General features: G+C 49.5%; 20 protein-coding genes and 3 pseudogenes. 5 read left to right on the forward strand and 18 right to left on the reverse strand.

Annotated elements, in window-relative coordinates:
- Nucleotides 1–164: 164 nt before the first annotated feature.
- The 5 genes from AAFJ72_RS17780 to AAFJ72_RS17800 form a co-directional block, all read right to left on the reverse strand.
- Complete coding sequence (locus AAFJ72_RS17780) at nt 165–1,718, reverse strand: SPFH domain-containing protein (protein ID WP_432775027.1); 1,554 nt, start codon at nt 1,716–1,718, stop codon at nt 165–167.
- A gap of 17 nt (nt 1,719–1,735) precedes the next feature.
- On the reverse strand, nt 1,736–2,257 hold the full coding sequence (locus AAFJ72_RS17785; protein WP_432775029.1) for an NfeD family protein: 522 nt from the start codon (nt 2,255–2,257) through the stop codon (nt 1,736–1,738).
- 149 nt (nt 2,258–2,406) lie between these two features.
- Complete coding sequence (locus AAFJ72_RS17790; protein WP_122906538.1) at nt 2,407–2,871, reverse strand: NUDIX domain-containing protein; 465 nt, start codon at nt 2,869–2,871, stop codon at nt 2,407–2,409.
- A 16-nt stretch (nt 2,872–2,887) separates the two neighbouring features.
- Nucleotides 2,888–3,424, reverse strand: coding sequence for a suppressor of fused domain protein (locus AAFJ72_RS17795; protein ID WP_432775031.1), 537 nt, complete (start codon nt 3,422–3,424; stop codon nt 2,888–2,890).
- Nucleotides 3,425–3,736: 312 nt separating this feature from the next.
- Nucleotides 3,737–4,321, reverse strand: a complete 585-nt coding sequence (locus AAFJ72_RS17800) for a hypothetical protein (RefSeq protein ID WP_122906536.1) — start codon at nt 4,319–4,321, stop codon at nt 3,737–3,739.
- Between the two features lie 201 nt (nt 4,322–4,522).
- Here AAFJ72_RS17800 and AAFJ72_RS17805 point away from each other — a divergent pair, with 201 nt between their 5' ends.
- From AAFJ72_RS17805 to AAFJ72_RS17815, 3 genes are all read left to right on the forward strand, one after another.
- Nucleotides 4,523–5,785, forward strand: a complete 1,263-nt coding sequence (locus tag AAFJ72_RS17805; protein ID WP_122906535.1) for a helix-turn-helix domain-containing protein — start codon at nt 4,523–4,525, stop codon at nt 5,783–5,785.
- 459 nt (nt 5,786–6,244) lie between these two features.
- Complete coding sequence (acsA, locus tag AAFJ72_RS17810) at nt 6,245–7,984, forward strand: acetate--CoA ligase (protein WP_432775034.1); 1,740 nt, start codon at nt 6,245–6,247, stop codon at nt 7,982–7,984.
- A gap of 99 nt (nt 7,985–8,083) precedes the next feature.
- The gene (locus AAFJ72_RS17815) at nt 8,084–8,377 is read left to right on the forward strand and encodes a hypothetical protein (RefSeq protein WP_432775036.1); all 294 of its coding nucleotides are present in this window, start codon (nt 8,084–8,086) and stop codon (nt 8,375–8,377) included.
- Between the two features lie 129 nt (nt 8,378–8,506).
- Here AAFJ72_RS17815 and AAFJ72_RS17820 read toward each other — a convergent pair whose 3' ends face one another.
- The 3 genes and pseudogenes from AAFJ72_RS17820 to AAFJ72_RS17830 form a co-directional block, all read right to left on the reverse strand.
- The gene (locus AAFJ72_RS17820) at nt 8,507–9,112 is read right to left on the reverse strand and encodes an acetylglutamate kinase (protein ID WP_432775038.1); all 606 of its coding nucleotides are present in this window, start codon (nt 9,110–9,112) and stop codon (nt 8,507–8,509) included.
- 172 nt (nt 9,113–9,284) lie between these two features.
- A complete protein-coding gene (locus AAFJ72_RS17825) occupies nt 9,285–9,437 on the reverse strand; it encodes a hypothetical protein (RefSeq protein WP_432775039.1) in 153 nt (50 codons plus the stop codon).
- 178 nt (nt 9,438–9,615) lie between these two features.
- Nucleotides 9,616–9,823 (reverse strand): annotated as a pseudogene (locus tag AAFJ72_RS17830) (ATP-binding protein); the annotation flags it as partial.
- 81 nt (nt 9,824–9,904) lie between these two features.
- On the opposite strand from AAFJ72_RS17830, the gene AAFJ72_RS17835 reads away from it, so the two are divergent.
- Nucleotides 9,905–11,025 (forward strand): IS3 family transposase gene (locus tag AAFJ72_RS17835; protein ID WP_432775040.1). Its coding sequence is split into 2 segments (ribosomal slippage): nt 9,905–10,154 and nt 10,154–11,025, totalling 1,122 coding nucleotides; the frame shifts between segments, so codons are not numbered across the junction.
- 22 nt (nt 11,026–11,047) lie between these two features.
- On the opposite strand, the pseudogene AAFJ72_RS17840 reads toward AAFJ72_RS17835, so the two are convergent.
- The 3 genes and pseudogenes from AAFJ72_RS17840 to AAFJ72_RS17850 form a co-directional block, all read right to left on the reverse strand.
- Nucleotides 11,048–11,355, reverse strand: a pseudogene (locus AAFJ72_RS17840) (ParB N-terminal domain-containing protein); the annotation flags it as partial.
- Nucleotides 11,356–12,472: 1,117 nt separating this feature from the next.
- Complete coding sequence (locus AAFJ72_RS17845; protein WP_432775041.1) at nt 12,473–13,144, reverse strand: hypothetical protein; 672 nt, start codon at nt 13,142–13,144, stop codon at nt 12,473–12,475.
- A gap of 90 nt (nt 13,145–13,234) precedes the next feature.
- Nucleotides 13,235–14,425 (reverse strand): ISL3 family transposase, encoded by a 1,191-nt coding sequence (locus AAFJ72_RS17850; RefSeq protein WP_210178980.1) that lies wholly within the window; start codon nt 14,423–14,425, stop codon nt 13,235–13,237.
- 569 nt (nt 14,426–14,994) lie between these two features.
- On the opposite strand from AAFJ72_RS17850, the pseudogene AAFJ72_RS17855 reads away from it, so the two are divergent.
- Nucleotides 14,995–15,138 (forward strand): annotated as a pseudogene (locus AAFJ72_RS17855) (AbrB/MazE/SpoVT family DNA-binding domain-containing protein); the annotation flags it as partial.
- A gap of 313 nt (nt 15,139–15,451) precedes the next feature.
- On the opposite strand, the gene sufB reads toward AAFJ72_RS17855, so the two are convergent.
- From sufB to AAFJ72_RS17890, 7 genes are all read right to left on the reverse strand, one after another.
- Entirely contained in the window at nt 15,452–16,849 is a 1,398-nt protein-coding gene (gene sufB, locus AAFJ72_RS17860) for a Fe-S cluster assembly protein SufB (protein WP_432775042.1), read from the reverse strand.
- A gap of 40 nt (nt 16,850–16,889) precedes the next feature.
- On the reverse strand, nt 16,890–17,327 hold the full coding sequence (gene sufU, locus AAFJ72_RS17865; RefSeq protein ID WP_122906530.1) for a Fe-S cluster assembly sulfur transfer protein SufU: 438 nt from the start codon (nt 17,325–17,327) through the stop codon (nt 16,890–16,892).
- On the reverse strand, nt 17,314–18,540 hold the full coding sequence (locus tag AAFJ72_RS17870) for a cysteine desulfurase (RefSeq protein WP_122906529.1): 1,227 nt from the start codon (nt 18,538–18,540) through the stop codon (nt 17,314–17,316). Before AAFJ72_RS17870 ends, sufU begins: the two co-directional genes overlap by 14 nt.
- A complete protein-coding gene (gene sufD / locus AAFJ72_RS17875; RefSeq protein WP_432775044.1) occupies nt 18,540–19,838 on the reverse strand; it encodes a Fe-S cluster assembly protein SufD in 1,299 nt (432 codons plus the stop codon). Before sufD ends, AAFJ72_RS17870 begins: the two co-directional genes overlap by 1 nt.
- Nucleotides 19,839–19,859: 21 nt before the next feature.
- Nucleotides 19,860–20,648 (reverse strand): Fe-S cluster assembly ATPase SufC, encoded by a 789-nt coding sequence (gene sufC, locus AAFJ72_RS17880; protein ID WP_122906527.1) that lies wholly within the window; start codon nt 20,646–20,648, stop codon nt 19,860–19,862.
- Nucleotides 20,649–21,127: 479 nt separating this feature from the next.
- Nucleotides 21,128–22,708: a phosphoenolpyruvate carboxykinase (ATP) gene (gene pckA, locus AAFJ72_RS17885; protein WP_432775045.1), complete on the reverse strand. Its 1,581-nt coding sequence runs from the start codon at nt 22,706–22,708 to the stop codon at nt 21,128–21,130.
- 334 nt (nt 22,709–23,042) lie between these two features.
- The gene (locus AAFJ72_RS17890) at nt 23,043–24,203 is read right to left on the reverse strand and encodes a M20 peptidase aminoacylase family protein (protein ID WP_122906525.1); all 1,161 of its coding nucleotides are present in this window, start codon (nt 24,201–24,203) and stop codon (nt 23,043–23,045) included.
- Nucleotides 24,204–24,259: the final 56 nt, after the last annotated feature.

The raw sequence follows: 24,259 nt of genomic DNA on the forward strand, positions 1-24,259 counted from the left end.
GGGGCATTTTCGTATAAAAAGTCGGTATTTCGACTTTGAGAAGCCCCTTTTTGCCTTACAGAAACGCATGCTTTTGATGATGAAACGTTTGCGGAATTGCCCTTTTACGGACATCTCCATCCTGTCATGATGCTTTATGCGCGGTGATCCGTCGGCTTCGCTGCTTACGCCTTGTCTTCTGCTGCTTTTCCTGCCGGCAGGCTGGAGACGGATGGTGCTGCCGGCTGGTCAGGATTGGCAGACGAAACGGACTGCGCAGAACCTTTTTGCATGAAATCGCTAATCATTTTGTTCATGTCCAGGCCGGAAACGTCCTTGAGCATTTCCGGCAGTTGGGCCATCAGCTTGGTGACGTTGCCGCTCAATCGGTTGACACCGTCTCCCTGGCCGCCGCCTGCGTCCACGATTGTCACCTTGTCGATCGCTTTCATCGGCTCGGCAATTTTCTCAGCCAGCTCAGGCAGCATTTTGGCGATAATGTCCAGGATAGCCGCATGTCCGAACTTTTCGAATGCTGCCGCCAGCTTTTCCTTCCCTTCCGCTTCGGCTTCCAGCTTGAGCCGCGTGACTTCCGCCTCGGCGCTTCCTCGCGCCTTCTCGGCTTCCGCAATCGCCAGACCTTCGAGGCGCTTCTGCTCGGCCATCGCCTTTGCCTCTGCCTCGATCCGGTACTTGAGCGCGTCCGCTTCTCTCAGCTTTTTCGCCTTTTCCGCTTCCGCTGCCTGCTCCACCGAGTAACGATCCGCGTCGGCCTTTTTCTTCACTTCCGCGTCGTACTGCCGCTCGCGACGCAAAATTTCTTTTTCCTCCAGCTCGATCTCTTTTTGCTTGCGCACGAGATCGATCTTCATTTCCTCTTCCGTTACCTGCTGCTTGGCGACAGCCTCTTGCAGCTTGTAGGCTTGGTCAGCAGTCGCACGCGCTTTGTCCTGCTCCTGCCTGAAGGCAGCCACCTTCAATTCTTTTTCCTTTTCTGCTTCGGCAATGTTCGTTTCTTTCAGCAGTTCAGCCTTGCGCGCTTCTTCCTCAGCCTTGGCCTGCCGGATTCGCGCTTCCTTGTCTGCTTCTGCCTGGGAAATCGTCGCGTCCCGCTTCACAGCCGCGATCTGCGGAATCCCCAGTGCCGCCAGGTAGCCGTTTTTGTCGCGGACATCCTTGATCGTAAAGCTGACGACAGACAGCCCCATTTTTTTCAGGTCTTTCGTGGCAACCGCCTGCACCTCCTGGGCAAAGCGCTCGCGGTTTTTGTAAATTTCCTCTACCGTCATGCTGCCGAGTATGGCACGCAGGTAGCCTTCGAGCACCTCCTGCGCCTCGGCGCGGAGAGCTTCGTCTTTTTTGCCCATAAACTGCTCAGCGGCAGTGGCAATGTCCTCGATGGAGCTGCCAACCTTGATGATCGCCACTCCGTCCGCCATGACAGGTACACCTTGCTCTGTGTACACTTCCGGGGTGGACACATCCAGCTTATGTGACAAAAGACTCAGAAAATTGGCCTGTTGAAAAATCGGGAGAATAAACGCACCGCCTCCGCGGACGATCTTCATTTTGCGGCCGGATTCATCGCTAAGTACGTTTTTCGTGCCCAGGTAGCTGCCCGTCACGATCATGGCTTCGTCGGCACCCACCGTTTTATACCGCGCCCAAAACGCGATCCCCAACACGACAAAGACAGCGACGACAATGCCGACCGTAGTCAAGATGTCGAGTTCAAACATGTTCGCTCAGCTCCTTTTTAAGAATCAGTTGAGAAAGGAATAACGTACAGGACATGGTCGCGCACTTCGACCACCACGACACGGGTTCCTTGCGGGATGCTTTTTCCCTCCAGGCTGGCCGCCATATGGTAAGTCGTCCCGCTAATCATGGGCAGCAGCACTTCGCCAAGGCCTTCTGCCGGAATCGTCGTCCCTACCTCACCAAGCTTGCCGCTCAACTGGGCCATGGAATAGCCCGTAGAGTTTTCCACGTTGCTCATCGGCTTCACCCAAAGGAGGTACGCGAAGACAGCAAGCCCCGCCCCAATGACCGCGGCCAGTGCCAGCACCACCAGATCAGACAGGGAGGTATATCGGGACAAAATATATCCGGCGCCGCCAAAAGCGGTGAGGCCGCTAACGAACGTGATTGGCTGAAACAGCGGCAAATGAAGCTGTTCGAGCCAATCCGAGACCGCATCGCCGAATAAAAGCGAAAAGACGGTAAAAATAATGCCACTCACCAGGCAGACCATGTAGACGGTTTCAAGCACGCCCAAACCTGTCACTCCTTTCCAAGAATACATCTATTTTTCATTACGAACAAACGGGAAAAAGGTTGCGTAAATAAGGAAAATCCTTTTGCACAACCAATGCCAAAAACAAAAGCACCGCCCCACTTTTTCAGGACGGTGCACACGCTTTTCGTTCAATTCGTCTGGTCCAGCATGTTCCCCATATACCCCGGACGATAAACCGGGTCGCTCAACGCTTGCAAAACCTGGTCAGGCCGCGCGCTATGGTACTGCGGCAGCGCCCGCCATTCCTCCAGCGTCACCCAGCCGGCCCACTCGATCTCCTCGTCCTCCAGCCCACCGGGAATCGGCGTCGTTTCCTCGCCGACCAGTTTGGCCAGTACGGCAATTCCCACGGTATGCTTTCCGTCTCCTTCCTGGTCAATCCGGTCATCGACCCACAGCAGACGATCCATTTCGACGAGCAATCCCGTTTCTTCCCACACTTCTCTTCTCGTCGCATCCGGAATCGCTTCCAAATATTCCACATTTCCGCCCGGCAAGCTGTAAAAAGTCCCGTTCTTGCTCTTTTCCCGAATCACCAAAATTTTTCCTTCATGCCAAACCACTACAGTCACTCTCAACCGAATCTCTTTCATCCCGCTCGCTCCCTTCTCAGATGGCAGGGGTACGCAATACATGCAAGGAATCTACGCCGGAGTCCGCAAACCGTTCCTGCAGTGCATCCAGTCCAAAGCTCTCGACATACCGGGCTTCCGACTCCGCGATCGCATGCAGCATCATAAACCGGATTACGTCTGTTCCGTTCGTATAGTATTCAAAGCCGACATCCTCAAAAAAGGCTGGAGTAAGAACCGCGTGATTCAGCACAGAGCCTTCCACAATTACGTCGGCAAGCTTGAACACATCTCCTGCCTGCACGCGCGTCCGCTCTTTGTCCCACTGACGAATCACCTGTGAAGCAATCGTTGCGAGATGCGCAATCATTTCCTTTTGAAAGCGGTAAGAATAGAGCATACATTCGCTCGCTCCCGTTTTATGCAGCTCCAGCGTAACGTATGTCCACCATCCCCGCCTGCGCGACGCCGGATAGACGCCAATCAGCACATCCGCCTCTTCAAGCTGATACAGCTCTCCCCGGCTCCCCCAAAAACGCTCACAATGATGAATCAGCTGCCTTGTTACCAGCATATGTGTTTCCTCGCTTCAACAAGAAAAAAATGTGCGGCTCACCTGACGAAGCCTCGCTTCGCCACTTTTTTTGCCAGAACTTCTGTTGTCTTGCTCCAATGCCTTTCTGTCGAGACCTAAAAAAGCATGCCTGTAAAGCAAGCATACTTTTGCATGTGTGTCGTATTGGCGGTGTAGCTCATTCAACAATCGTACCTGATTATTTTAACACTGCTTAAAAGGATAGTACAAGCCAAGGGCTGGCTTCTCGCAAGCCGTGACCCAAGCGGTGACAACGGTTTCTCTGACAAAAATAAAGTTCTTTCTTGCCCCCTATATTCTTTTATAGTGAACCAAATTGAAATTACTTAGTTTTACAGCTATTTGCTTCCCGCTAAACTGTTCCATTTCCTTTTCCCCGAAGCCTAGCGTTATCAAGTCATCTGGCCCTATCCCCATACTATACTCCATGGCAAGTTCTTCATTGTTTTGCACATCATAAAAGCGCGGCTTTATGAAAACACCTGAATAACTCAATTCCCCGTTGTCTTTGTGAATGACAGTAGAAGTGACAAATGTTCCTTCCTCTTTATTGTAATTTGAGCTGAATTTTATATTTACATATGTCATTTGTCCATTATTTTTAATTTCACTAACATAAATTCGAGTATTGTTAGCATCATAAAAAATATAATCAACAGTTTTGCTTCCGCCTGCTTCGGGAAGCCATGTCGGATCGAAAATAAACTCAGTAGCGATGCTTTCTGATTGGCTTACAATCTTATATCCTCTCTCTGCAAAGATTTGTTCTTGTACAGTGTCTTGGGCGGGGATGTAGTTGAGCACTAACAAAAATACCAGCCCCGCGAATATCACAGTGATCCAGTAATGCGCGTTCTTTGCGTCCAAGCTTGTCACTTCCTGTATTTCTCTTGCCTGTTTTTCGAGTTACATAAATATTTGTTTTCAAGCCAGTAAAGAGAGCACACTGTAGCTTTGCATTCTACCTCACTGCCATTTTGCCACATAATCCCTGTAAAAGGGAACTATTTCCACCTATTTCGACTTGTGTTATCATAAAAAAATAGCAAACGATAAATTTTTTTAGGGGGGCTTCCTATGTTTACGGAAGTAATCGGAGATTTACTCCTTACTTACCGACAACGGGAAAATATATCGTTGAGTGAGCTTGCAGAACGTACAGGTATTAGCAAGGCAGCCCTTTCCAAAATTGAATCACGGGAAACAAAGCGACCAGGGTTTTCCCAATGGAAAAAAATCGCGAGTGCTCTCCAAATTCCGGATGTCGACATCATTACTGCCTATCTGGACAGCACGGACAGACCTGCGTCCATTCAGTTACTATTGAAAGAAGCAATTGAGCTTAATTACCCGCCGGTGGTGCAACGGGTGGCGATGAGGCTGCTGGAAACGCCAAAAATGGATACTTTTATCGCGTTGGATCATCTTCTTCAGGCGACAAATGACGCAAAGGATCACAGCGTCCTCTTGGCCCTGTATGAAGTAATCATTGATTACGCGAGAAAACGCGGCATCCCCTTCTATCTGGGAAAAGGTCTCTACGAACGCTATATGCTCGAAAGAGATGATTTTTCAAGATTTGAAGAAACGTATCGCAGAGGGAAGGAACTGCTGCACTACACGGATATGCTCCAGCCGATTGAGCGCATTACCTTTTTCTATCGAATGGGAACGCATGCCTATATCTTGGGATACTACATGGAAAGCATTGAGTTTTGTCGGAAAGGGATCCTCGAAGACGAGACAGACAACAAGGCCAAAGCCTCCGCTCTCATTTCCATTGTCAATTCCTACTTGAGGTTGGGCGATCTGATCCTGGCTGAACTGTATCTGAAAAAGTATGAAGATAGCGAATATGCAGACTACCGAAAAAATCATTTGCGAGCACTTCTGCACGCGAAACAGGAACGGCATGAGGATGCAATCAGACTGTACGAGCAGTGCCTCGCAGAAGCAGGGCAGGACAGCCGGGTTACGATTGTGAGCGATCTTTTGGAAGTCTATTTGGAGAGTGGAAAAGAGGATCTGATAAAAGAGCTGATCGTTTCGGAGGATCAGTTTTTACCTTCGGACATATTGGCCCATCCCTATCGAATCAAACTGGCAGCGAGGTATTACAAGCGCAAAGGCGTGAGCCAGATCGCGGTTGGCTGCGTTGAGGACGGGTTTGACAGCCTCCTCCAGAGCATTAGCTACTATCAGCAGTTAGGAGCGTCAGAAAAAGTAGCGGAGGGTATAGGACTCTTCCTGAAACATCACCGCCTGCAAGGAAAAAATATTTCATTCGAAGATATGGAATTTATTGAGAGATTATGCCATAATAAGGTAGTAAATGAATAAGGGAGGTACAGCCCGTGAAAAAGAAATTGTTCCTATTCGCGTTTGCTTTCCTTGTCACAACGATACCGTTCACAGCAGTAAGTCAACCAGACTACTTCATCATACGCAACGGAGCAGAACCAGACTGGTAATCTGCTTCCCCCCACGCTGCCCCTGTAATGAGGTCGAACTCGTTACGGGGGTATTTGTTTTTCGAGAACCTATGCCGGGGCACTTCCTTCTGCTTCCATTCATATTTACACTGAACCCCACTCGCATGAGCGCTTCAGAATTCATTTCTCTCTCCCGGCCATCCCCTTCCTCCCCAAACTTATCCCGTTTCCGTCGCATAAAATTCCCCTCCCCGATGCCTTCTGCACACGTCCACATCTTCGAATTGTCAAAATTTTCTCTGTTATAATACAGGATATTATTATATAATAACTGTGTGTTGTTATAGAACAGAACGTATAACGTTACATGTGCATACCAGGAGGGGTCCAAGTGGAGAGAGAGCAAATTTTGATGCTGGATGAGCGGGCAAATCTCAACAACTACGAGGAAGCGGTACGAACGATGGACTGGCAGCAAGTCGAGCAACAATTTACCTGGTTTGAAACAGGCAAAGTAAACATCATGTATGAGGCGATTGACCGTCATGTAATGGAAGGGCGGGGAGAGCGCATCGCCTTCCATTACACGGATCGCCAGCGAGAGGAAAGCTACACGTTTTCCGACGTGATGAAGCTGAGCTCGCGCTTCGCAAGCGGATTGCGTTCGCTCGGCGTGACAAAAGGCGACCGGGTTTTCCTGTTCATGCCGCGCAGTCCTGAGCTGTATATCGCTTTTGTCGGTATTCTCCGCATCGGAGCCATTGCCGGCCCTTTGTTTGAAGCATTCATGGAAGAAGCGGTAAAAGACCGGTTGGAAGACAGCGGCGCCAAAGTTATCGTCACGACGGCTGCGCTGGCCTCGCGCATACGCACGCAGGAGCTGCCGCAACTGCAGCATGTGATCCTCATTGATGCGCCCGAAACAACCGAAGCGAACCAGATCCTTTACCAAGACCTGATGAACAATAGCAGCGATGAGTACGTGATCGAATGGGTGGATCGCGAAGACGGCATGATTTTGAACTATACCTCCGGATCTACGGGAAAACCGAAAGGCGTCCTGCACGTCCATGACGCGATGATCCACCAGAAGCTGGCAGGGCAATGGGTGTACGACCTGCGCGAAGACGACATTTACTGGTGTACCGCTGATCCAGGCTGGGTAACAGGCACTTCCGGAGGCGTGCTTTCGCCGTGGCTGAACGGCGTGACCATCGTGATCCGCGGCGGACGTTTTGACGCGGACGAATGGTACTCGACGCTGGAAAAGTACGGGGTGACAGTCTGGTTCAGTGCCCCTACCGCTTTTCGCATGCTAATGGCAAAGGGCGAACGCCAGCCTTTGCAAAAATACAATCTCTCCAGGCTGCGCCACGTGCTGTCCGCCGGAGAACCGCTCAATCCGGAAGTAATCCGCTGGGGGCTGGAAACGCTAAAAATACGCATCCACGACAACTGGTGGATGACCGAAACCGGTTCCTCCATGTGCGCGAACTTCCGCTGCAATCCGCTGCGGCCCGGCTCCATGGGGAAACCGCTGCCAGGCATCACGATGGCGATTGTGGACGACGCGGGAAACGAGCTTCCCCCCAATCGGCTGGGCAACCTGGCGATCAAGCCGAAATGGCCGGCTATGGTTCGCGCAATCTGGAATCATCCAAGCAAATACGAAAAATACTTCTTGAACGGTTGGTTCGTGACAGGAGACTCCGCTTACAAGGATGCGGACGGGTACTTCTGGTTCGAAGGCCGCGTGGACGACGTCATCAATACGTCTGGAGAACGTGTTGGGCCGTTTGAGGTCGAGAGCAAGCTGGTCGAGCATCCGGCGATTGCAGAAGCTGGCGTCATCGGCGTTCCTGATCCGTTGCGCGGAGAAGTCATCAAGGCGTTTATCTCACTGCGGGCTGGCTATGAAGAAAGCGACGCGCTGAAAGAAGAGATCAGGCAGTTCGTGCGGACACGCCTGGCTGCACATGCAGCACCGCGCCTGATCGAGGTGAGACAGACACTGCCGAAAACCAACTCTGGCAAAATCATGCGCCGCGTACTGAAGGCATGGGAGCTTGGATTGCCGACAGGCGATTTGTCGACCATGGAAGCTTGAGAGAAGGCTGCTGACAGAGCAGGCGGCCCCTTCCGAGCTGGTAACGATCGCGTAATCGCTCTTGCCCCGCCAGTGCTTCAAAACTCATGTGGAATATCCATGAAACACGCCAAGAAATATGTTATAATTAACCAAAAAAGGAATTTGGTGTTTCGTTTGGGCAAGCTCCCTCTCTGGGTTTCTGTCACTGCAATCATCGTCATTGTGATGGCAGTAACTTCCCTTCTAATCGATGTTCCTTTTTTAGAAATCTTGAATACGCTTGGCTTGGTTGTTCTCATGGTTTCTTTAGGGGCATTTGCATGGAACAAAAATAAAGCCAGAGCTTACACTTTTTTGGGTGTCAGTATGTTTTTGGTTTTTGTGCTGGCTTTTCAGATTTTTACTTTGTAGCAAAACAACACAGCTATTGTTCTGCAAAAATTGCGAAAGCCACCTAAAATACTGCCCTAACAAGGAAGAAAGGGCGTCCAGCAGTCAGTTTTCCCTGACTTTCTGGACACCCCCTTTTTTTAAAAGCAGTTAAGCGGAAAAGGCCATCGGAAATTGTTGAATAATTCCGCTCGTCATCACGTCTGCCATTTCCAGCGCTTGTGATTCGATCCGGTCACTTAATGCGATGTTTTCAGCATAGTTTCCGGCGATGCGGGAAGTCACTTCGCTGCTGAGAAGCTTCAAATGCTCATCCAGCATGCGTCTCCATTCCTCTGTGGACCAAAAAGGATTAATTCTCCCCAGGAAGACAGCTATGTCATCTGCGTTAGCGAACCAACGTTTCTGGGCATCTGCAGCGGCTGAGGTATTGCCTGTCTTCAGTGCCTGAACCAGTTCGGCCGCAATCGTAAGATGTCGCTTCATCAAATCGCCAAATCGTGCGGCAATGGCCTTTCCATAAAAAGGTTCAAAAGCAGCCGCAAAATCTGTAGCGTTCCGCAGAAGCCTTTTAATCGTTTCATCCTTATCAGGCAGGTCGCCTACGATACTATTCACCGCCAACCTTGTCCAGTAAACATGTTGCTCCCACAAAACCCTTAGCTTTCGATTCAGCGCCACTTCGGACGGCGTCCAAGCCATGATAGCGATCTGTCTAAAATCGTAACCGTAATAATTCGGGGAAAAAACGTACATCTGTCAAAAGCCCCTTTTTTCTGGTTTTTCCACAGTATATAGACCAAGAGCATTTTTCGTGCTTATACCTATTTGGGAAGGATGTGAGCATGCCAGGGCTTTGATGAGGACTGCGTGATTGTAGTTCATTGGCGGCAACGTGGCGATGGCTAGCGGAAATAAATAAAAACCTTCATTTGTCAAAGAAGTCTTCTCCATAGTCAGCCTCTTCCCCAAAAGGTACATCTTCTATTTTCGCCATGACCCTTTGCAAATCGCCTTCTTCAATTAAATGATCGACCACTTTTTCAATTGTTTCACGGCTTACATCTTCGGAAATAATCATATTGACTGACCATAGATATGTACCAGATAAGAACTCTCCTGTTTCTTTATTTTTCTGTCGTAGCGTTTCTATGTTTTGGTATGAAAAAAATGTTCCCCACCATCTTGTCTGTCAACGCCGACTTTATTTTGACCCACCCTCGCCGGTTTAGAACTGACCCACCCGGCGATTTTGTTGGTTAGGTGGTAGAGGGAGAGCCGTAGGCTCCAGTCCTCATTTTTTCACGAAGTCGGTAACTATTCCCTCTAATGTTGACGATGTGGGAATGGTGTAAGAGTCGATCCAGAATAGCTGTAGCATGTATCGGATCGCCAAACTCTTGTTGCTGGTTAACAGAATACTCCCTCTCTCTCGTATCTTGCACTTACTTCATGGAAAAAGAGGTTTGGATCAGCTACACTAAGTTGGACAGAAAAAAATAAGGGCTTGTAGAATAAACCTATCATGTTAAGGAGCGGATCTCTACAATGCCTAAAAAACAACGTCGCACGTTCACAACCGAGTTTAAAACTCAAATGGTGAAGCTGTATGAAAACGGAAAAACAAGAGCGGCAATTGTGGAGGAATATGACCTCACAGCTTCTGCCCTGGACCGCTGGATCAAGCAAGCACAGACAACCGGTTCTTTCAAGGAAAAGGACAATCGTTCATCAGAAGAAGAGGAATGGATTGCTTTGCGAAAAGAGAACCAACGTCTGAAAATGGAGGTAGATATTTTAAAGCAAGCCGCGCTGATCATGGGACGAAAGTAGCTATCATAAAGAATAATCGTGATAAATACTCGGTATCAGCAATGTGCGACGTCCTGCAAATCGCAAGAAGTACGTTCTACTATGAAGCGAAAGAACGAGCAAAGGAAGAGAAAATAACCGAAGCGATTGTGGAGATTTTCCAGAAGAATCGTAAGGCCTACGGGACACGAAAGATCAAAGTTAAGCTTCAGGAACGCGGACTCGTCGTCTCCAGACGACGGATTGGTCGGATCATGAAAGAGCAAGGACTCGTTTCCCCCTATACCGTGGCTCAATATAAGCCCCATAAAACCGCTTGTAATGAAGCAACGACGGGAAATGTTCTGGATCGAGAATTCGATCAGAAGGAGGCAAAACGCTTCGTCGTCAGCGATCTAACGTATGTGAAGGTCCAGAACCGATGGCATTACATTTGTGTGTTGGTCGATTTATTCAATCGAGAGATTATTGGGCATAGTGCAGGTCCGAACAAGGACGCTGCACTGATTTCCCGCGCTTTTGCGACGGTACAAGGTGATTTACGCCAAATTCAGTGGTTTCATACTGACCGTGGTAGCGAGTTCAACAATCAAAAGATGGATGAGCTTTTGGAGACGTTTGGAATCGGCCGATCACTAAGTATGAAGGGCTGTCCGTACGACAACGCTGTGGCAGAAGCCACCTACAAGATCATGAAAACAGAGTTTGTGAATCAGATGAACTTCCAGAGTCTTCGTCATCTGGAGCTGGAATTATCCGATTACGTGAACTGGTTTAACAAGCATCGTATTCATGGCACCTTAGGCTATATGACGGCTGTTCAGTATCGCCAAGAAGCCCTTATAAAAATTGTCTGATTTAGTGTTGACAATCCAGTGCCAGCTTTTCTTCATCCCAAGCCCCGCTGGTCTTATTCAGCGCCAGATTGAGGGCTTTTCCCCTAGTATCATCCAGATCTACCACAGACACCTCAATCTCATCGACGTGGTGTTCGATGACCAAGATTTTGAACCGTTGATGTCCACCTACGAGGTTCCCGGTTCGTTCCAGATAAGTGGTTCGACACAGCCGAACTCTTCGAATGATCGTATCAGCTTTGCGTACTCGGCATCGCCCGGCTGCAAGTCCAGCCTCGGGTTGTACGGGGCCGGGTTGATCTTTGAAACAGGAATTTTTCGTATGTCCATGCTGTTCATCTCCTTCGTCGCGATAAAGAATATTGCCAGACCTAAAATGGCTATAAACCTTGATAAGTCTGGGTTGATTGGATTTTTTTGCGCGCTACAAAACGACTACTATTCGGGCAAAAAAGTATTCGTTTCGTAACACCGCAAAAAATGGAGTTGGTGCTTAGAACCGTAAGGCTCCAGATGCTGTTGGCTTCTGGCCCCCTAATCAGCATTCAAGTCCTCCCCGGCTTCTGTGATCTCCTGCCTGAAGAGCTGCAGGAGGGGGCTGCTGCCTTGCCGTTGAGTGAATACAGCGGATTGATTGGCAGCGCTGTCCTCCCGTCACCCTCCGCACACCGCAGTACCCGCTACACAATGAACGACTTGACGATCTTTCTTGCCTGAGGGTAAGAGCAATCGGCGTCCTTAACAGTAAGAGGAGTACCCTTCTGGCCGCACTCATTATGTCCCTCAGAAGGTTAGTACCCTCGCTGGCATATGGGCGATTTTCAACAATAAGCCAGCCTCGGCGAGCGATAGCTTCCTAAGCCGTCGCTTTGCCTTCTGGCTGGCTTTGATTTTCACAAATTTGACGCTGCGGCTGGCAGGCCGGAATACCTTGACGATCTCATCGGACCGCCGGAGAATCTGTTCCTCATAGAAAACTTCGCCGGTATCAGGGGGCAACACTCACCCATCTCCATGAAAAAAGATCGCTTAAGTAATATTACTTCTAATTCATTGGTCCTACTAGCGCCTATTCGGTTTCAAACACCTCGTGTATTTTTTTTGAGCTTATAAATTCGAAACGAAAGAAAAACAATACCGATGACTGATACAACAATTAACAGCAATGACATGTTCTCCTTTTGTTGAGATAACTGAAGCACAAGGATATAAAAAAACACTGCCATACTTACATAATGATTGTTTATCTTTTCTTTCGAAATAACATTTCTACAAATGGCTACGATAAGGATAACGAGGGGGATCGCAAATAGCAAAAAACTGAAATTTGTATGCACGTAAAAAACACCTCCAAAGTAAACACTTACCTACAGTGAATATTATACAGTTATTTACTAACAAAAACAAACTCAGGAAACATTATACAATTCCCTGAGTTTATTTTTATTTATCTTGAGTATACGTTATAGATCATTTCCGTCCAGTCAAGATCCAAGTAAACCCCATACCGCGTTTTTTCTGTATCGATATCATTCGCTATCTGATTATGGTATGCAGCAAACAATCCGGCATACGCAGAAATGACTTTAGTGGCTGTTCCTTCTGGTGCTAAGGCAGTTGCAATTGCAAGATATGCGTAACTTGTCGATGACTTCCGCAAATCCTTAGACAGTAAGTCAGCCTGTGAACGATTTAAAATGTAATGCGTTCCCCACCAATAGTATTCGTAATTCTCGTAATATTTAGAGCCCACGGATAATGTGCTAAAAGACTGTTCAATATCCTCGTTTTCATCGAAAGTAATCTTTTTCGCTTTAATTACTTCGTTAATTTGTCTGTTCGTTTTTACGAGAATATCGTACGTTTCTTGATCTACTAAATCTTTCAATTCTTCTTTCACATAGTACAAGCCATCATCGCCTAAAACCACATATTCCTCAAGCAGAATCAAGTTATTGAGTACCACCTCAGCATCCCCTGAGACTTTCACATTTTGAATATGCGACTCGTTTGTTACTTCTTTTGAACCATCATTTTCATGTGCGTAAATACTTCCTGCGGTCGTTGCTAAAAGTGTTGCGACTGTTAGAGTACTAACAATTGCTTTGTTTAGTTTCATAGTAACCTCCACATTTTTCTATATTTATTAACACACAGCTCTTCACCATTAAACGTGCTTGATCTTCCTCTAGCGTAGTTTTTCACTTTTTTATATGGCTGGTTTACACTCCAGCCGAATTCGAATCTTGAACCGCTCGATGTTGCGATACCCATAGGCTCGTCGCTTGATGACTTTCACTTTGTTGTGTGTCCCTTCAATCGGAGCATTTGTAACTCGAAACGAAAAATAATTCTGAACCGACTGTCGCCATTGAACGATTGTTTTTGCAATCGAACGGACGGCAGAGGTGGGAGATGTGAGGTGCTCGGTTATCCATTGTTGGAGTGCTTCTTTTCCCGACTCTTCTGTCTGAGCTGCATATACCGTTCTCATGTGCTGAAGAGCGTTGTAAAGGCGTTCCAAATGGGGATCTTGAGCGAACCAGGCTTTCAATTCCTCCTGTTCCTCAGGTTTCAGTTTATCAGGAGATGTGTGGAGCAGACGTTGTTCATGTCTACCCCGGCGATGAGTTCCCCGCGAACGGGTACGTTTACGAGCAGCTTCTAACGATTTGGAGAAGAGCTGAATGACGTGGAACTTGTCCGCTACTACCGTGGCATCCTTCCAAACACCGCGAACCGTCTCAGCCATTCCAGGAGCCAAGTCTGTCACAACAACCTGTGGAGGCGTAGCAAAGGGCCAGTTCATGAGAGCCTGACGAACCTGCTCACGTGAACGCCCTTCTGTAACCTGCCAGATATGCCCGCTTTGTGCATCCATGAGGTTGACACCGTACTTGTGTCCTTTTTGGAGAGCAAACTCGTCCAGACAGACCATAGTAGGCGTAAGATGATCTTGGGGCTTAGCGAGAAGCTGAGGAGCCAGTTGGTAATACCACCGTTCCAATGTCGTATAGCAGATTCCGAGTTGTTTGGAAACGCTAAGCAAATCCCTCTTCTGACACAACTCAACGGCCATTTGACGAAACGCAAAAGTAGCCGTTCCTCGATAGGGAATTCCATCCCATTCGAGAGTCCAGGTGATCTGGCAATCGTGGCAACGTTGTCGATATACAGGAACACGTACCCAGACAGTACCCCATGAAGGAATAAAGCGGTGACGAAGAAGACGGTACCCTGGGCGAGCATGATTGGTGCTCTCTTTCAGGCAGAGAGGACACAGATGAGAGGCTGGATTGGGAGTGAGAGTCACTACCCAATCGGTTTCAGTCGTTTTGTCCCAATGGGAAAGTTGAAACGATGGAAGGCCGATTAAGTCTGTGGTAAACTGGTTAGACAACGTAGATTTCCTCCTATCTTGTGATGGTCAGGACAACTTTCACGATAGAGGAACATCTACGTTTTTTCAATGTCTAGCACGGGTTATGGTGATGAATCTAACACACATCAATATTACATCTATTTTACTTTTTTGTAAATACCTAACAAAAATCCCACCAATTATTTCTATTCGCATAATTTTCAGCACTACTTTACTATTTATTAATAAGGAGATAAACGGTAATATTGTGTAATAAACCCAAAAGAGGTGTTTACTTTGAAAAACAATGATGATCAAAACAAAAGCCTTGCAGACAAAGCTTTTGAAAATATCACGTTTTTCTTTACACTTGGTTTCTCTAATTTTATTCGTGATTCAATTAAGAATCCAAAAGAGACACTAATAATTTTTATCATTGTATTTCCAACATCAATAATCTTCTTTTTTTGGCTTTTCAATTATCTCTCAAAAAATTAACCCCTCTAATTTTACAACATTACCCATATTACCCTTTTTAAAATTTAGCATAATTTTAGATTTATTTCCACTTTTTTGCTCATTTTTTATTCAGTTTCGAGTAATAAACGATGAATGCAACCGGGGTTGTTAGAAAAGTCGATGAGTTTGGACGCCTTGTGCTTCAAAAGGAGCTACGAGACATTTTTGATATTATCCTCAAAGATCCATTGGAGATTTACGTTGTTGATGAATGTAACATATTGAAGAAGTATGACTGGCATGTGTATTCCTGTGCTAGTGAAGCAACATGAATCAGAATAAACAAAGAAAGCCCTCTCCAGACAAGAATTCTGAAGGAGGGCTTCGTCATATTTCAGGATACCCCGCGTCACGCAAAGCGTTCGCAGCGCAGTGAGCTGCTTCTCTCGCTCCTGGTCCATCGCCGAAAAAATGGAAGAAGACGAACATAAAAGTTCGCCTTCTACACCAAAGGAACCTTTTGAATCGGCACGAAATCGGCACGATTATTTTTTAAAACACGTATGCCACTTATAAAATGCTGGGGCAACAACGTTTTATCGTTTCCTACCCAATACTGCCTTCCATCTCAAACTTAATCAATCTGTTCATCTCCACCGCATACTCCATCGGCAGTTCCTTCGTGAATGGCTCGATGAAGCCCATGACGATCATTTCGGTGGCTTCGGCTTCTGTCAGGCCGCGGCTCATGAGGTAGAAGAGCTGGTCTTCGGACACTTTGGAGACAGTCGCTTCGTGCTCCAGCGTGATGTTGTCGTTCATGATCTCGTTGTACGGGATCGTGTCGGACGTGGACAGTTTATCCAGAATCAGCGTGTCGCACTTGATGTTGGACTTGGAGCCTTCCGACTTGCGTCCAAACTGTGCCAGACCGCGATAGGTTACTTTTCCGCCGTCGCGGGAGATCGATTTGGAAATGATGGTCGAGGTGCAATCCGGCGCCAGGTGAATCATTTTCGCGCCCGCGTCCTGGTGCTGGCCTTTGCCTGCTACCGCGATGGACAGGACTGTACCTTTGGCGCGCGGGCCTTTCATGATAACCGCAGGGTATTTCATGGTCAGCTTGGAGCCGATGTTGCCGTCGATCCACTCCATGTTTGCGTCTGCGTAGGCAACCGCGCGTTTGGTTACGAGGTTGTATACGTTGTTCGACCAGTTTTGAATCGTGGTGTAGCGGCAGCGAGCGCGCTCTTTCACGATGATTTCTACAACAGCGGAGTGCAGGGAGTCCGTGCTGTAGATCGGAGCTGTACAGCCCTCTACATAGTGCACGAACGAATCCTCGTCAGCGATAATCAGCGTGCGCTCGAATTGCCCCATGTTCTCCGAGTTGATGCGGAAGTATGCTTGCAGCGGCGTTTCTACTTTTACGCCTTTTGGCACGTAAATGAAAGAGCCGCCGGACCATACAGCCGAGTTCAGCGCCGCAAACTTGTTGTCTGCTGGCGGAATGACGGTTGCGAAGTATTCCTTCACGATTTCCGGGTACAGCTTCACAGCCGAATCCATGTCGCAGAACAGAACGCCCAGTTTTTCCAGGTCTTCCTGCATGTTGTGGTATACGACCTCGGATTCGTATTGAGCGGATACACCCGCGAGGAATTTTTGCTCGGCTTCCGGAATCCCCAGCTTGTCAAAGGTCGCCTTGATTTCTTCCGGCACCTCATCCCAACTGCGGCCTTGCTTTTCCGAAGGCTTCACGTAGTACGTGATGTTGTCGAAATCGAGGTCGCCCAGATCGCCGCCCCATTTCGGCATCGGGATGCTGTTGAAAATGTCCAGGGCTTTCAAGCGGAATTCCAGCATCCATTCCGGCTCTTCCTTGATCCTGGAAATTTCCTCGACGATCTCGCGGGTCAGACCCTTTTTCGTACGGAATACAGAGACGTCCTTGTCGTGAAAGCCGTACTGATAATCCTGTATCTCAGGGGCTTTTTTAGCCATCGTTGCTCACTCCTTCTTCATTCATGTCCATACCTGGCTGCTATTTCTGCTCGGCCTGCCGGATGCCTTGCTCCAGCGCCTTCCAGGCCAGAGTCGCACACTTGATACGTGCCGGGAACTTGGCTACGCCCGACAAAGCCTCGATGTCACCCAGATCAATGGAATCGTCGATCTCTTTGCCCTGCATCATATCGGAAAAGTTGTGCGCCAGTTCCAGTGCCTTTTCTACTGGCAAGCCTTTGATCGCCTCTGTCATCATCGAAGCGGATGACATGCTGATCGAACAGCCTTCGCCGAGAAACTTCGCGTCCACCACCTTGCCCTCCTCTACCTTCAAGGAGAGCGAGATGCTGTCGCCACAAGTCGGGTTATTCAGATTCACAATGAGTCCATCGGATTCTTCCAGCTTGCCGCGGTTGCGCGGCTTCTGGTAGTGGTCCATAATGACGCGGCGGTATAAATCATCAAGAGAAGACATTTCCGAAATACTCCTTCGTCTTCTTCAATCCCGCTATCAGCACATCTACGTCTTCTTCTGTGTTGTACAGGTAGAAGCTTGCCCGAGCCGTGGCCGTCACATTCAGCCAGCGCATAAGCGGCTGGGCGCAGTGATGGCCTGCACGGACTGCGATTCCATAGCTGTCCAGCACAGTCGCCAGATCATGCGGATGTACCGTATCCAGATTGAATGTAATTAAACTGCTGCGATCCTGCTGCGGGCCGTAAATCTTCAGCCCTTCGATCTCGCGCATTTGTTCCAGGGCGTATTTCACCAGGTGCTTTTCATGGCGCTCGATGTTTTCCAGACCGATTTCCTCCAAAAAGTCAATCGCTGCCCCGAGTCCGATCGCACCTGCGATGATTGGCGTGCCGCCTTCGAATTTCCACGGCAGCTCCTTCCACGTAGAGTCGTACATATCCACGTAGTCGATCATTTCGCCGCCAAATTCCATCGGCTCAACCTGCTCCAGCACCTCGCGCTTGCCGTACAGGACGCCAATGCCTGTCGGGCCTGCCATTTTGTGGCCGGAAAATGCGTAGAAGTCGCAATCCAAGTCCTGGACGTCGATTTTTTTGTGCGGAGCGCCCTGGGCCCCGTCCACAAACAGAAGAGCGCCGTGCTGGTGCGCGATCCGGGCAATCTCCTTGATCGGAGTCGTATCGCCAAGTACGTTGGAAATATGGTGAATCGCCACGATCTTGGTATTGTCCGTAACGGTTGCTTTTACCGCTTCCAGCGTGACGGTACCGTCCTCTGCCAGCGGAATGAACTTGAAGGTCGCTCCGGTTGCCTTGGCTGCCTGCTGCCATGGAATGAAATTGGCATGGTGCTCTACCAGCGTGGTGACAATCTCATCTCCAGGCTTCAGAACCAGGCGAGCGTAGCCGTACGCTACCGTGTTGACCGCAGAGGTCGTTCCGCGGGTGAACACGATTTCTGCTGCCTCGCGGGCGTTGATGAAAGCGCGAACCTTCTCCCTTGCGCCCTCGTAGCCGTCAGTCGCCCGGTTGCCCAAGGTGTGCACACCGCGGTGCACGTTGGAGTTGAACTCCCTGTAGTATTTATCCATCGCCTCAATCACCGGAATCGGCTTTTGAGAGGTTGCTCCATTGTCCAGATAGACGAGCGGGTGTCCGTTTACCTCTTGGTGAAGGATGGGAAAATATTTCCGAAGCTCCTTGGCGTCCATTAGCCTAACTTCCTTTCAAGCGCCTGACGGAGTTTGTTTCTCACTTCTTCCACCGGAATTTCGGAAACAACCGGATCGAGGAAGCCAAGAATAATCAGGCGTTCTGCGTCCTGACGGGAAATTCCACGCGACATCAGGTAGTAGATGGACTCTTCGCTGACGCGTCCTACCGAAGCAGCATGCCCCGCTTTCACGTCATCCTCGTCGATCAAAAGGATCGGGTTGGCGTCGCCGCGAGCTTTGTCACTCAGCATCAGGATGTTTTCCGCCTGCACACCGTTTGCTTTTTCAGCGCCTTTTTCGATTTTGGTAATCCCGTTCAAAATGCTGACTGCTTCCCCTGTCATCACAGCCTTGCTGACCATGTCCGATTCAGAGTGAGTGCCGATATGCTGAACCTGGGAAGTCAGGTTTTGCCGCTGGGAACCTGTCCCTACGGAAATGGATTTGGTCAGGGCGTTCGAGCCTGTTCCTTTGAGGATGGTCGTGTTGTTGGCAACGGTGTTGCCGTCGTTCATCTCGCCCAAAATCCATTCCATTTTTCCATCGCGGTCAACAGTCGCGCGACGGAAGCTGTAGTCGTGAACCTCCGCGGACAAGGAACGTACCGACGCTACCTGCACCGATGCGCCCGCTCCTACGAACACTTCCACAATGCTGTTGGCTACCATGTCTTTGCCTTCGCCAGAAACGAATGTGTCCACGTAGGTCACTTTGCTGTTCGCTTCTGCCACGATCAGCACATGCGGGCAAAGAAGCGCTTGGTCGCCTGCAACTTCGTATACAGCCTGCAGCGGTACATCCACTTCCACGTTTTTCGGAACGTAGAGGAAAACGCCGCCGTTTACGACTGCGACATGCAGTGCGCTCAGCTTGTGCTCATCTGGTGCCACTACCTGATACATGTATTTTTGCACGAGTTCGCCATGGTTTTGCAGCGCGTCAGCCAGCGTCGTGAAAATAACGCCTTTTGCCTTCAGCTCATCTGTCACGGCCTGAAAAACGGCGGAAGCATTCTTTTGCACCACCAGATTTTTCACGCTGTCCACGTCGATTTGTCCTTTTACCAGATCGCTCAGCTCATTGGCCGACGCGATCTTGGCAGTGGTTTGAAACGGGTCGAACCCGGCCGTATTCCATTTATCAATCTTCGTTTTCTCCAAAGCGGGAAGCGGAAGCTCTCCCGCCGCCTTCAGTCCAGCGAGGCGCTTTTCCAGGAACCAGGCAGGCTCCTGATTAGCTTTGGAGTACTCGGTGATCGCTTCGGAACCGAAGCGGAGCTGTACATCCACACTCATTTCACTGCTGCCTCCTTCTTCCTACACGTTGGCGTTAACGGTTTCGTCCTCGATGCCGAGCTCTTCCTTGATCCAGTCGTAGCCTTCTGCCTCCAGACGCTCAGCCAGCTCAGGACCACCGGACTTCACGATACGACCTTGCATCATGACGTGTACGAAGTCAGGCTTGATATAGTTCAGCAAACGCTGGTAGTGCGTAATAATCAGGAAACCGCGGTCAGCCGAACGCATTTCGTTTACACCGTTGGCTACGATTTTCAGCGCGTCGATGTCGAGACCGGAGTCGATTTCGTCCAGAATACAGATGCTTGGCTCCAACAGCATCATCTGCAAAATCTCGTTGCGCTTTTTCTCCCCGCCGGAGAAGCCTTCGTTCAGGTAACGGTGCGCAAAAGAGTCGTCCATTTCCAGCGTCTTCATCTTTTTGTCCATCTCGCGGATGAATTTCATCAGGGAGATTTCGTTTCCTTCGCCGCGGCGCGCGTTGATCGCGGAACGCAGGAAGTCGGAGTTGGTTACGCCGCTGATTTCGGACGGATATTGCATCGCCAGGAACAGACCTGCGCGTGCGCGCTCGTCTACTTCCATTTCCAAAAGGTCGTCGCCATTCAACAGCACTTCGCCGTCTGTTACCTCATATTTGGGATGACCCATCAGCGTAGATGCCAGTGTCGATTTACCGGTACCATTCGGTCCCATGATCGCGTGTACTTCGCCGCCCTTGATTTCCAGATTCAGACCTTTGAGGATCTCCTTGTCCTCGATCTTGGCGCGAAGGTTTTTTATTTGCAAATGCGGTACTGCTGTCATCTGAATTCCCTCCATACACAGAAGTGAGTTGGTAATTCTCAATCCATTCTCAATAACTATCTTATAATAAGAATAATTATAAATCAAGGAATGGAACATATCTGTATTTTTTATATCATTATATTTAGAAAGTCTGTTTTTGCTTCAAAAAACCTTTCCAAATACAGTGACCACGTAAGCATTTTCCCCCATGCAACTTTTTCCAATACATCGCTTGGCATTTCCAGGGAACTTTTCCGCCTGCGTACCACAAAAAGGCACAGGTGCGTACAGCCCATTCAGCAGCTTGTCTCATGTTGGATACGAATCCGAACCGTTCGTTTTTTTTTCGCTGAAAAAGCCTCCTATGGAAGCTTACCTGACCCTTTTGCGCCAGTCAAATAGAAAAGCGGTGAGAACTGCCTGGCCGCTCTCGCCGTGGAAAAGCAAAACGGCCAGACGCGATTGTCCAGCCGTTTTTTCGTATAGATCGCCATTGCTTACGCTTTTGGACCTGCTTTGGCAATGTCGGTTGCATCCGGGAACTTTTTCTGGAAGTTCTCGATGAAGCGTGCAGCCAGTTCAGCGGCTTGCTTGTCGTAGTCTTCCTTGTTTGCCCATGTGTTGCGCGGCTGAAGCACTTCTGCCGGCACGTTCGGGCAAGTGGTTGGCACTTGTACGCCGAATGTTGCGTCTTCCACGTACTCTACCTTTTCCAGATCGCCGTTCAGCGCTGCTGTTACCATTGCACGGGTGTAGGAGAGCTTCATGCGCTGTCCGACACCGACAGGGCCGCCCGTCCAGCCTGTATTTACGAGGTATACTTGCACATCGCGTTCGTCGATTTTTTTCCCCAGCATTTCCGCATACACAACCGGATGCAGCGGCAGGAATGGGGAGCCGAAGCATGTGGAGAACTCGGTTTGCGGAGTAGTGACACCGCGCTCTGTACCAGCCATTTTGCTGGTGTAGCCGGACAGGAAGTGGTACATGGCCTGTTCCTTGTTCAGCTTGGAGATCGGAGGCAGCACGCCGAACGAATCGGCTGTCAGGAAAATGATGACGTTTGGCTGACCGCCCACACCTGGGATCACAGCGCCGGAGATTGCATCTACCGGATAGGCTGCGCGCGTGTTTTCCGTGTATTTCGTGCTGTCGTAGTCAGCGACATGGGTATCCGGATCAACATCGACGTTTTCGAGTACGGTACCGAACTGGATGGCGTTCCAGATTTGCGGCTCGCCCTCTTCGGACAGCTTGACGCATTTTGCGTAGCATCCGCCCTCGATGTTGAATACGCCATTGTCAGACCAGCCATGCTCGTCGTCCCCGATCAGGAAGCGGTTCGGGTCAGCGGACAGCGTTGTTTTGCCTGTGCCGGACAATCCGAAGAACAGCGCGACATCCCCGTCTTTGCCCACGTTGGCCGAGCAGTGCATAGGCAGAACGTTGCGCTCAGGCAGCAGCATGTTCATGACGCTGAAAATCGACTTTTTCATCTCGCCCGCGTACTCAGTGCCGCCGATCAAAACGGTTTTTTGCTCGAAGCTCAGAACGATGAAAGTTTCGGAGTTTGTGCCGTGTACGTCTGGATTCGCCTTGAAGCCAGGTGCGTAAAGTACGGTAAACTCAGCCTCGTGTGTCGCCAGTTCCTCGGCACTAGGACGGATGAACAGCTGACGGGCAAACAGGCTGTGCCAAGCGTATTCTGTTACAACCCGGATTGGCAGACGATAGGTGACGTCTGCACCGGCAAAACCGTCAAACACAAACAGTTCGCTTTTGCCTTGCAGGTATCGCAGCACGTCCTGCTGGAGTACCTGGAACTTCTCTGGAGAAATCGGCTGGTTGACCGGACCCCAGTTGATCTTATCGTGTACGGAAGCTTCGTCCACCACAAATTTGTCCTTTGGCGAACGGCCTGTAAACTTGCCTGTCAGCGCATTGAGCGCCCCCTTATCAGTCAAAATCCCTTCGCCACGCTTTACTGCCATCTCCACGAGTCCAGCTACGGACAGGTTGCGATATACCTGTGTAGCACCCAGAATGTCAGCAAGCTTGTGAACCGTATTGGTTTCCATGTGTGAACGATCTCCTTCCCAAAATGTATATCCTATCCAGTTTCTTGATAGTGACTTTTCATACTGTCGTCTGATTTGTAATTAGTATATCACATTTAGCTAAATAAGCCACATAATTTTATAATCTCTTGTGGAGAATGTGTGAATAACCTCTCGAGTAGTTTTCCCCAACCAACAGTATTTCAGTTCTTCTGCTCTATGTCCACCCTTTCGTAAATGAACACATATTCCGAAAATTCCGCTGGTCTGGCCAGTTCGCATCGGCAGCGGCCGGGCGTAAGGCGTGCGAACCGCAAAAAACCCGCTGCATGAGCGGGTTGTCCTGCCTGTTCGTTTAGCGGGAGGCTTGTCCTTTGACCTTTTCAAAGGTACGCATGATGACACGGCTGAGAATCTCGACGCCGTCCCGCAGTGCCGACCGTTCGAACTTCATCTGCGGGTGGTGCAGTCCAGGCTGCAAATCGCAGCCGAGAGCCAGCATGGTCGCCTTGATGTGCGGACGCTCTACCGTATAATAATGAAAGTCTTCTGCTCCCGGGCTGACAGGAGCTGCCTTGAGGTTGTCCGCCCCGAGCACATCGACAATCGCCTGCTCCATCAGTCCTTTTGCTTCCTCATCCACTTCGGCTGCCACCATTCGCGGCCCGGCCGCAAGCTCGATAGATGCCTGGTAGGAGGTTGCAATCCCTTCGATCATCTGATGGACGCGGCCAACCAGTTCCTCCATCGCCTGGTTCGTTTGCGCCCGCAAATCAAGGGCAAACTTCGCCTTGTCCGGAATGATGTTGTAGCTCTCCCCTCCGGCTTGCAGCATGGTCATTTTCACGGTAGCCGGTACCATCGGATTGATATGGATTTGTCCGATCCCGGAAATGATCGCACCTGCCACTTCAATCGCATTGATTCCAAGGTGCGGCCTCGCTCCGTGTGCAGATACGCCTGTTATTTCGCCGTACAAAAACATCGCGGCACCGTTGTAAATGGCAGGGCCTGCGGTTCCGTTCGCCATTTCCTGAATCGGACGAAGATGAACGCCGTACAAATAGTCGATGTCGTCCACGACGCCTTTTTCCACCAGCTTCAGGGCACCTGTTCCTTTTTCTTCGGCGGGCTGGAACAAAATTTTCAGCGTTCCCGGCGGCTTGTACCCGGAGGCGATCAATGCCTCTACGGTTTCGACAATCATGGTCATATGCGCGTCATGCCCGCAGGAATGATTGGCGCGCCACTCTCCGTCCACTTCCTGCCACAGCGCATCAATATCCGTGCGCAGCCCGACGACAGGCTTTCCTTCCCCCCACTCTGCGACAAGCCCCGTACAATCCGCAAAGGTGGTAACTTTCAGTCCCAGTGCCTGCATTCTCTTCGCCAAATATTTCGTCGTCTCGACTTCCTGCCAGCTAATTTCCGGATTCGCATGCAAGTGACGGAATGTTTCGTCAATCGACTGCACACGAGCCGCGATTGTCTCTTTCAATGCCAAGCGATCAGACATAGTTGCGCCTCCCCCATCGTTTCCTCTTATTATAGCACAGTGGAGCGCCTTTATTT

The organism is Brevibacillus gelatini (assembly GCF_050920745.1).
Taxonomy (GTDB): Bacteria; Bacillota; Bacilli; order Brevibacillales; family Brevibacillaceae; genus Brevibacillus; species Brevibacillus gelatini.

Coding starts and splice junctions, on each gene's coding strand:
- AAFJ72_RS17805 (WP_122906535.1), top strand. CDS start 4,523: ATGTTTACGGAAGTAATCGGAGATTTACTCCTTACTTACCGACAACGG.
- sufC (WP_122906527.1), bottom strand. CDS start 20,648: ATGACAGCAGTACCGCATTTGCAAATAAAAAACCTTCGCGCCAAGATC.
- sufU (WP_122906530.1), bottom strand. CDS start 17,327: ATGTCTTCTCTTGATGATTTATACCGCCGCGTCATTATGGACCACTAC.
- sufD (WP_432775044.1), bottom strand. CDS start 19,838: ATGAGTGTGGATGTACAGCTCCGCTTCGGTTCCGAAGCGATCACCGAG.
- AAFJ72_RS17890 (WP_122906525.1), bottom strand. CDS start 24,203: ATGTCTGATCGCTTGGCATTGAAAGAGACAATCGCGGCTCGTGTGCAG.
- AAFJ72_RS17795 (WP_432775031.1), bottom strand. CDS start 3,424: ATGCTGGTAACAAGGCAGCTGATTCATCATTGTGAGCGTTTTTGGGGG.
- AAFJ72_RS17815 (WP_432775036.1), top strand. CDS start 8,084: ATGAAACACGCCAAGAAATATGTTATAATTAACCAAAAAAGGAATTTG.
- sufB (WP_432775042.1), bottom strand. CDS start 16,849: ATGGCTAAAAAAGCCCCTGAGATACAGGATTATCAGTACGGCTTTCAC.
- AAFJ72_RS17780 (WP_432775027.1), bottom strand. CDS start 1,718: ATGTTTGAACTCGACATCTTGACTACGGTCGGCATTGTCGTCGCTGTC.
- AAFJ72_RS17820 (WP_432775038.1), bottom strand. CDS start 9,112: ATGTACGTTTTTTCCCCGAATTATTACGGTTACGATTTTAGACAGATC.
- AAFJ72_RS17845 (WP_432775041.1), bottom strand. CDS start 13,144: ATGAAACTAAACAAAGCAATTGTTAGTACTCTAACAGTCGCAACACTT.
- AAFJ72_RS17870 (WP_122906529.1), bottom strand. CDS start 18,540: ATGGACGCCAAGGAGCTTCGGAAATATTTTCCCATCCTTCACCAAGAG.
- acsA (WP_432775034.1), top strand. CDS start 6,245: ATGTGCATACCAGGAGGGGTCCAAGTGGAGAGAGAGCAAATTTTGATG.
- pckA (WP_432775045.1), bottom strand. CDS start 22,708: ATGGAAACCAATACGGTTCACAAGCTTGCTGACATTCTGGGTGCTACA.
- AAFJ72_RS17790 (WP_122906538.1), bottom strand. CDS start 2,871: ATGAAAGAGATTCGGTTGAGAGTGACTGTAGTGGTTTGGCATGAAGGA.
- AAFJ72_RS17825 (WP_432775039.1), bottom strand. CDS start 9,437: ATGATTATTTCCGAAGATGTAAGCCGTGAAACAATTGAAAAAGTGGTC.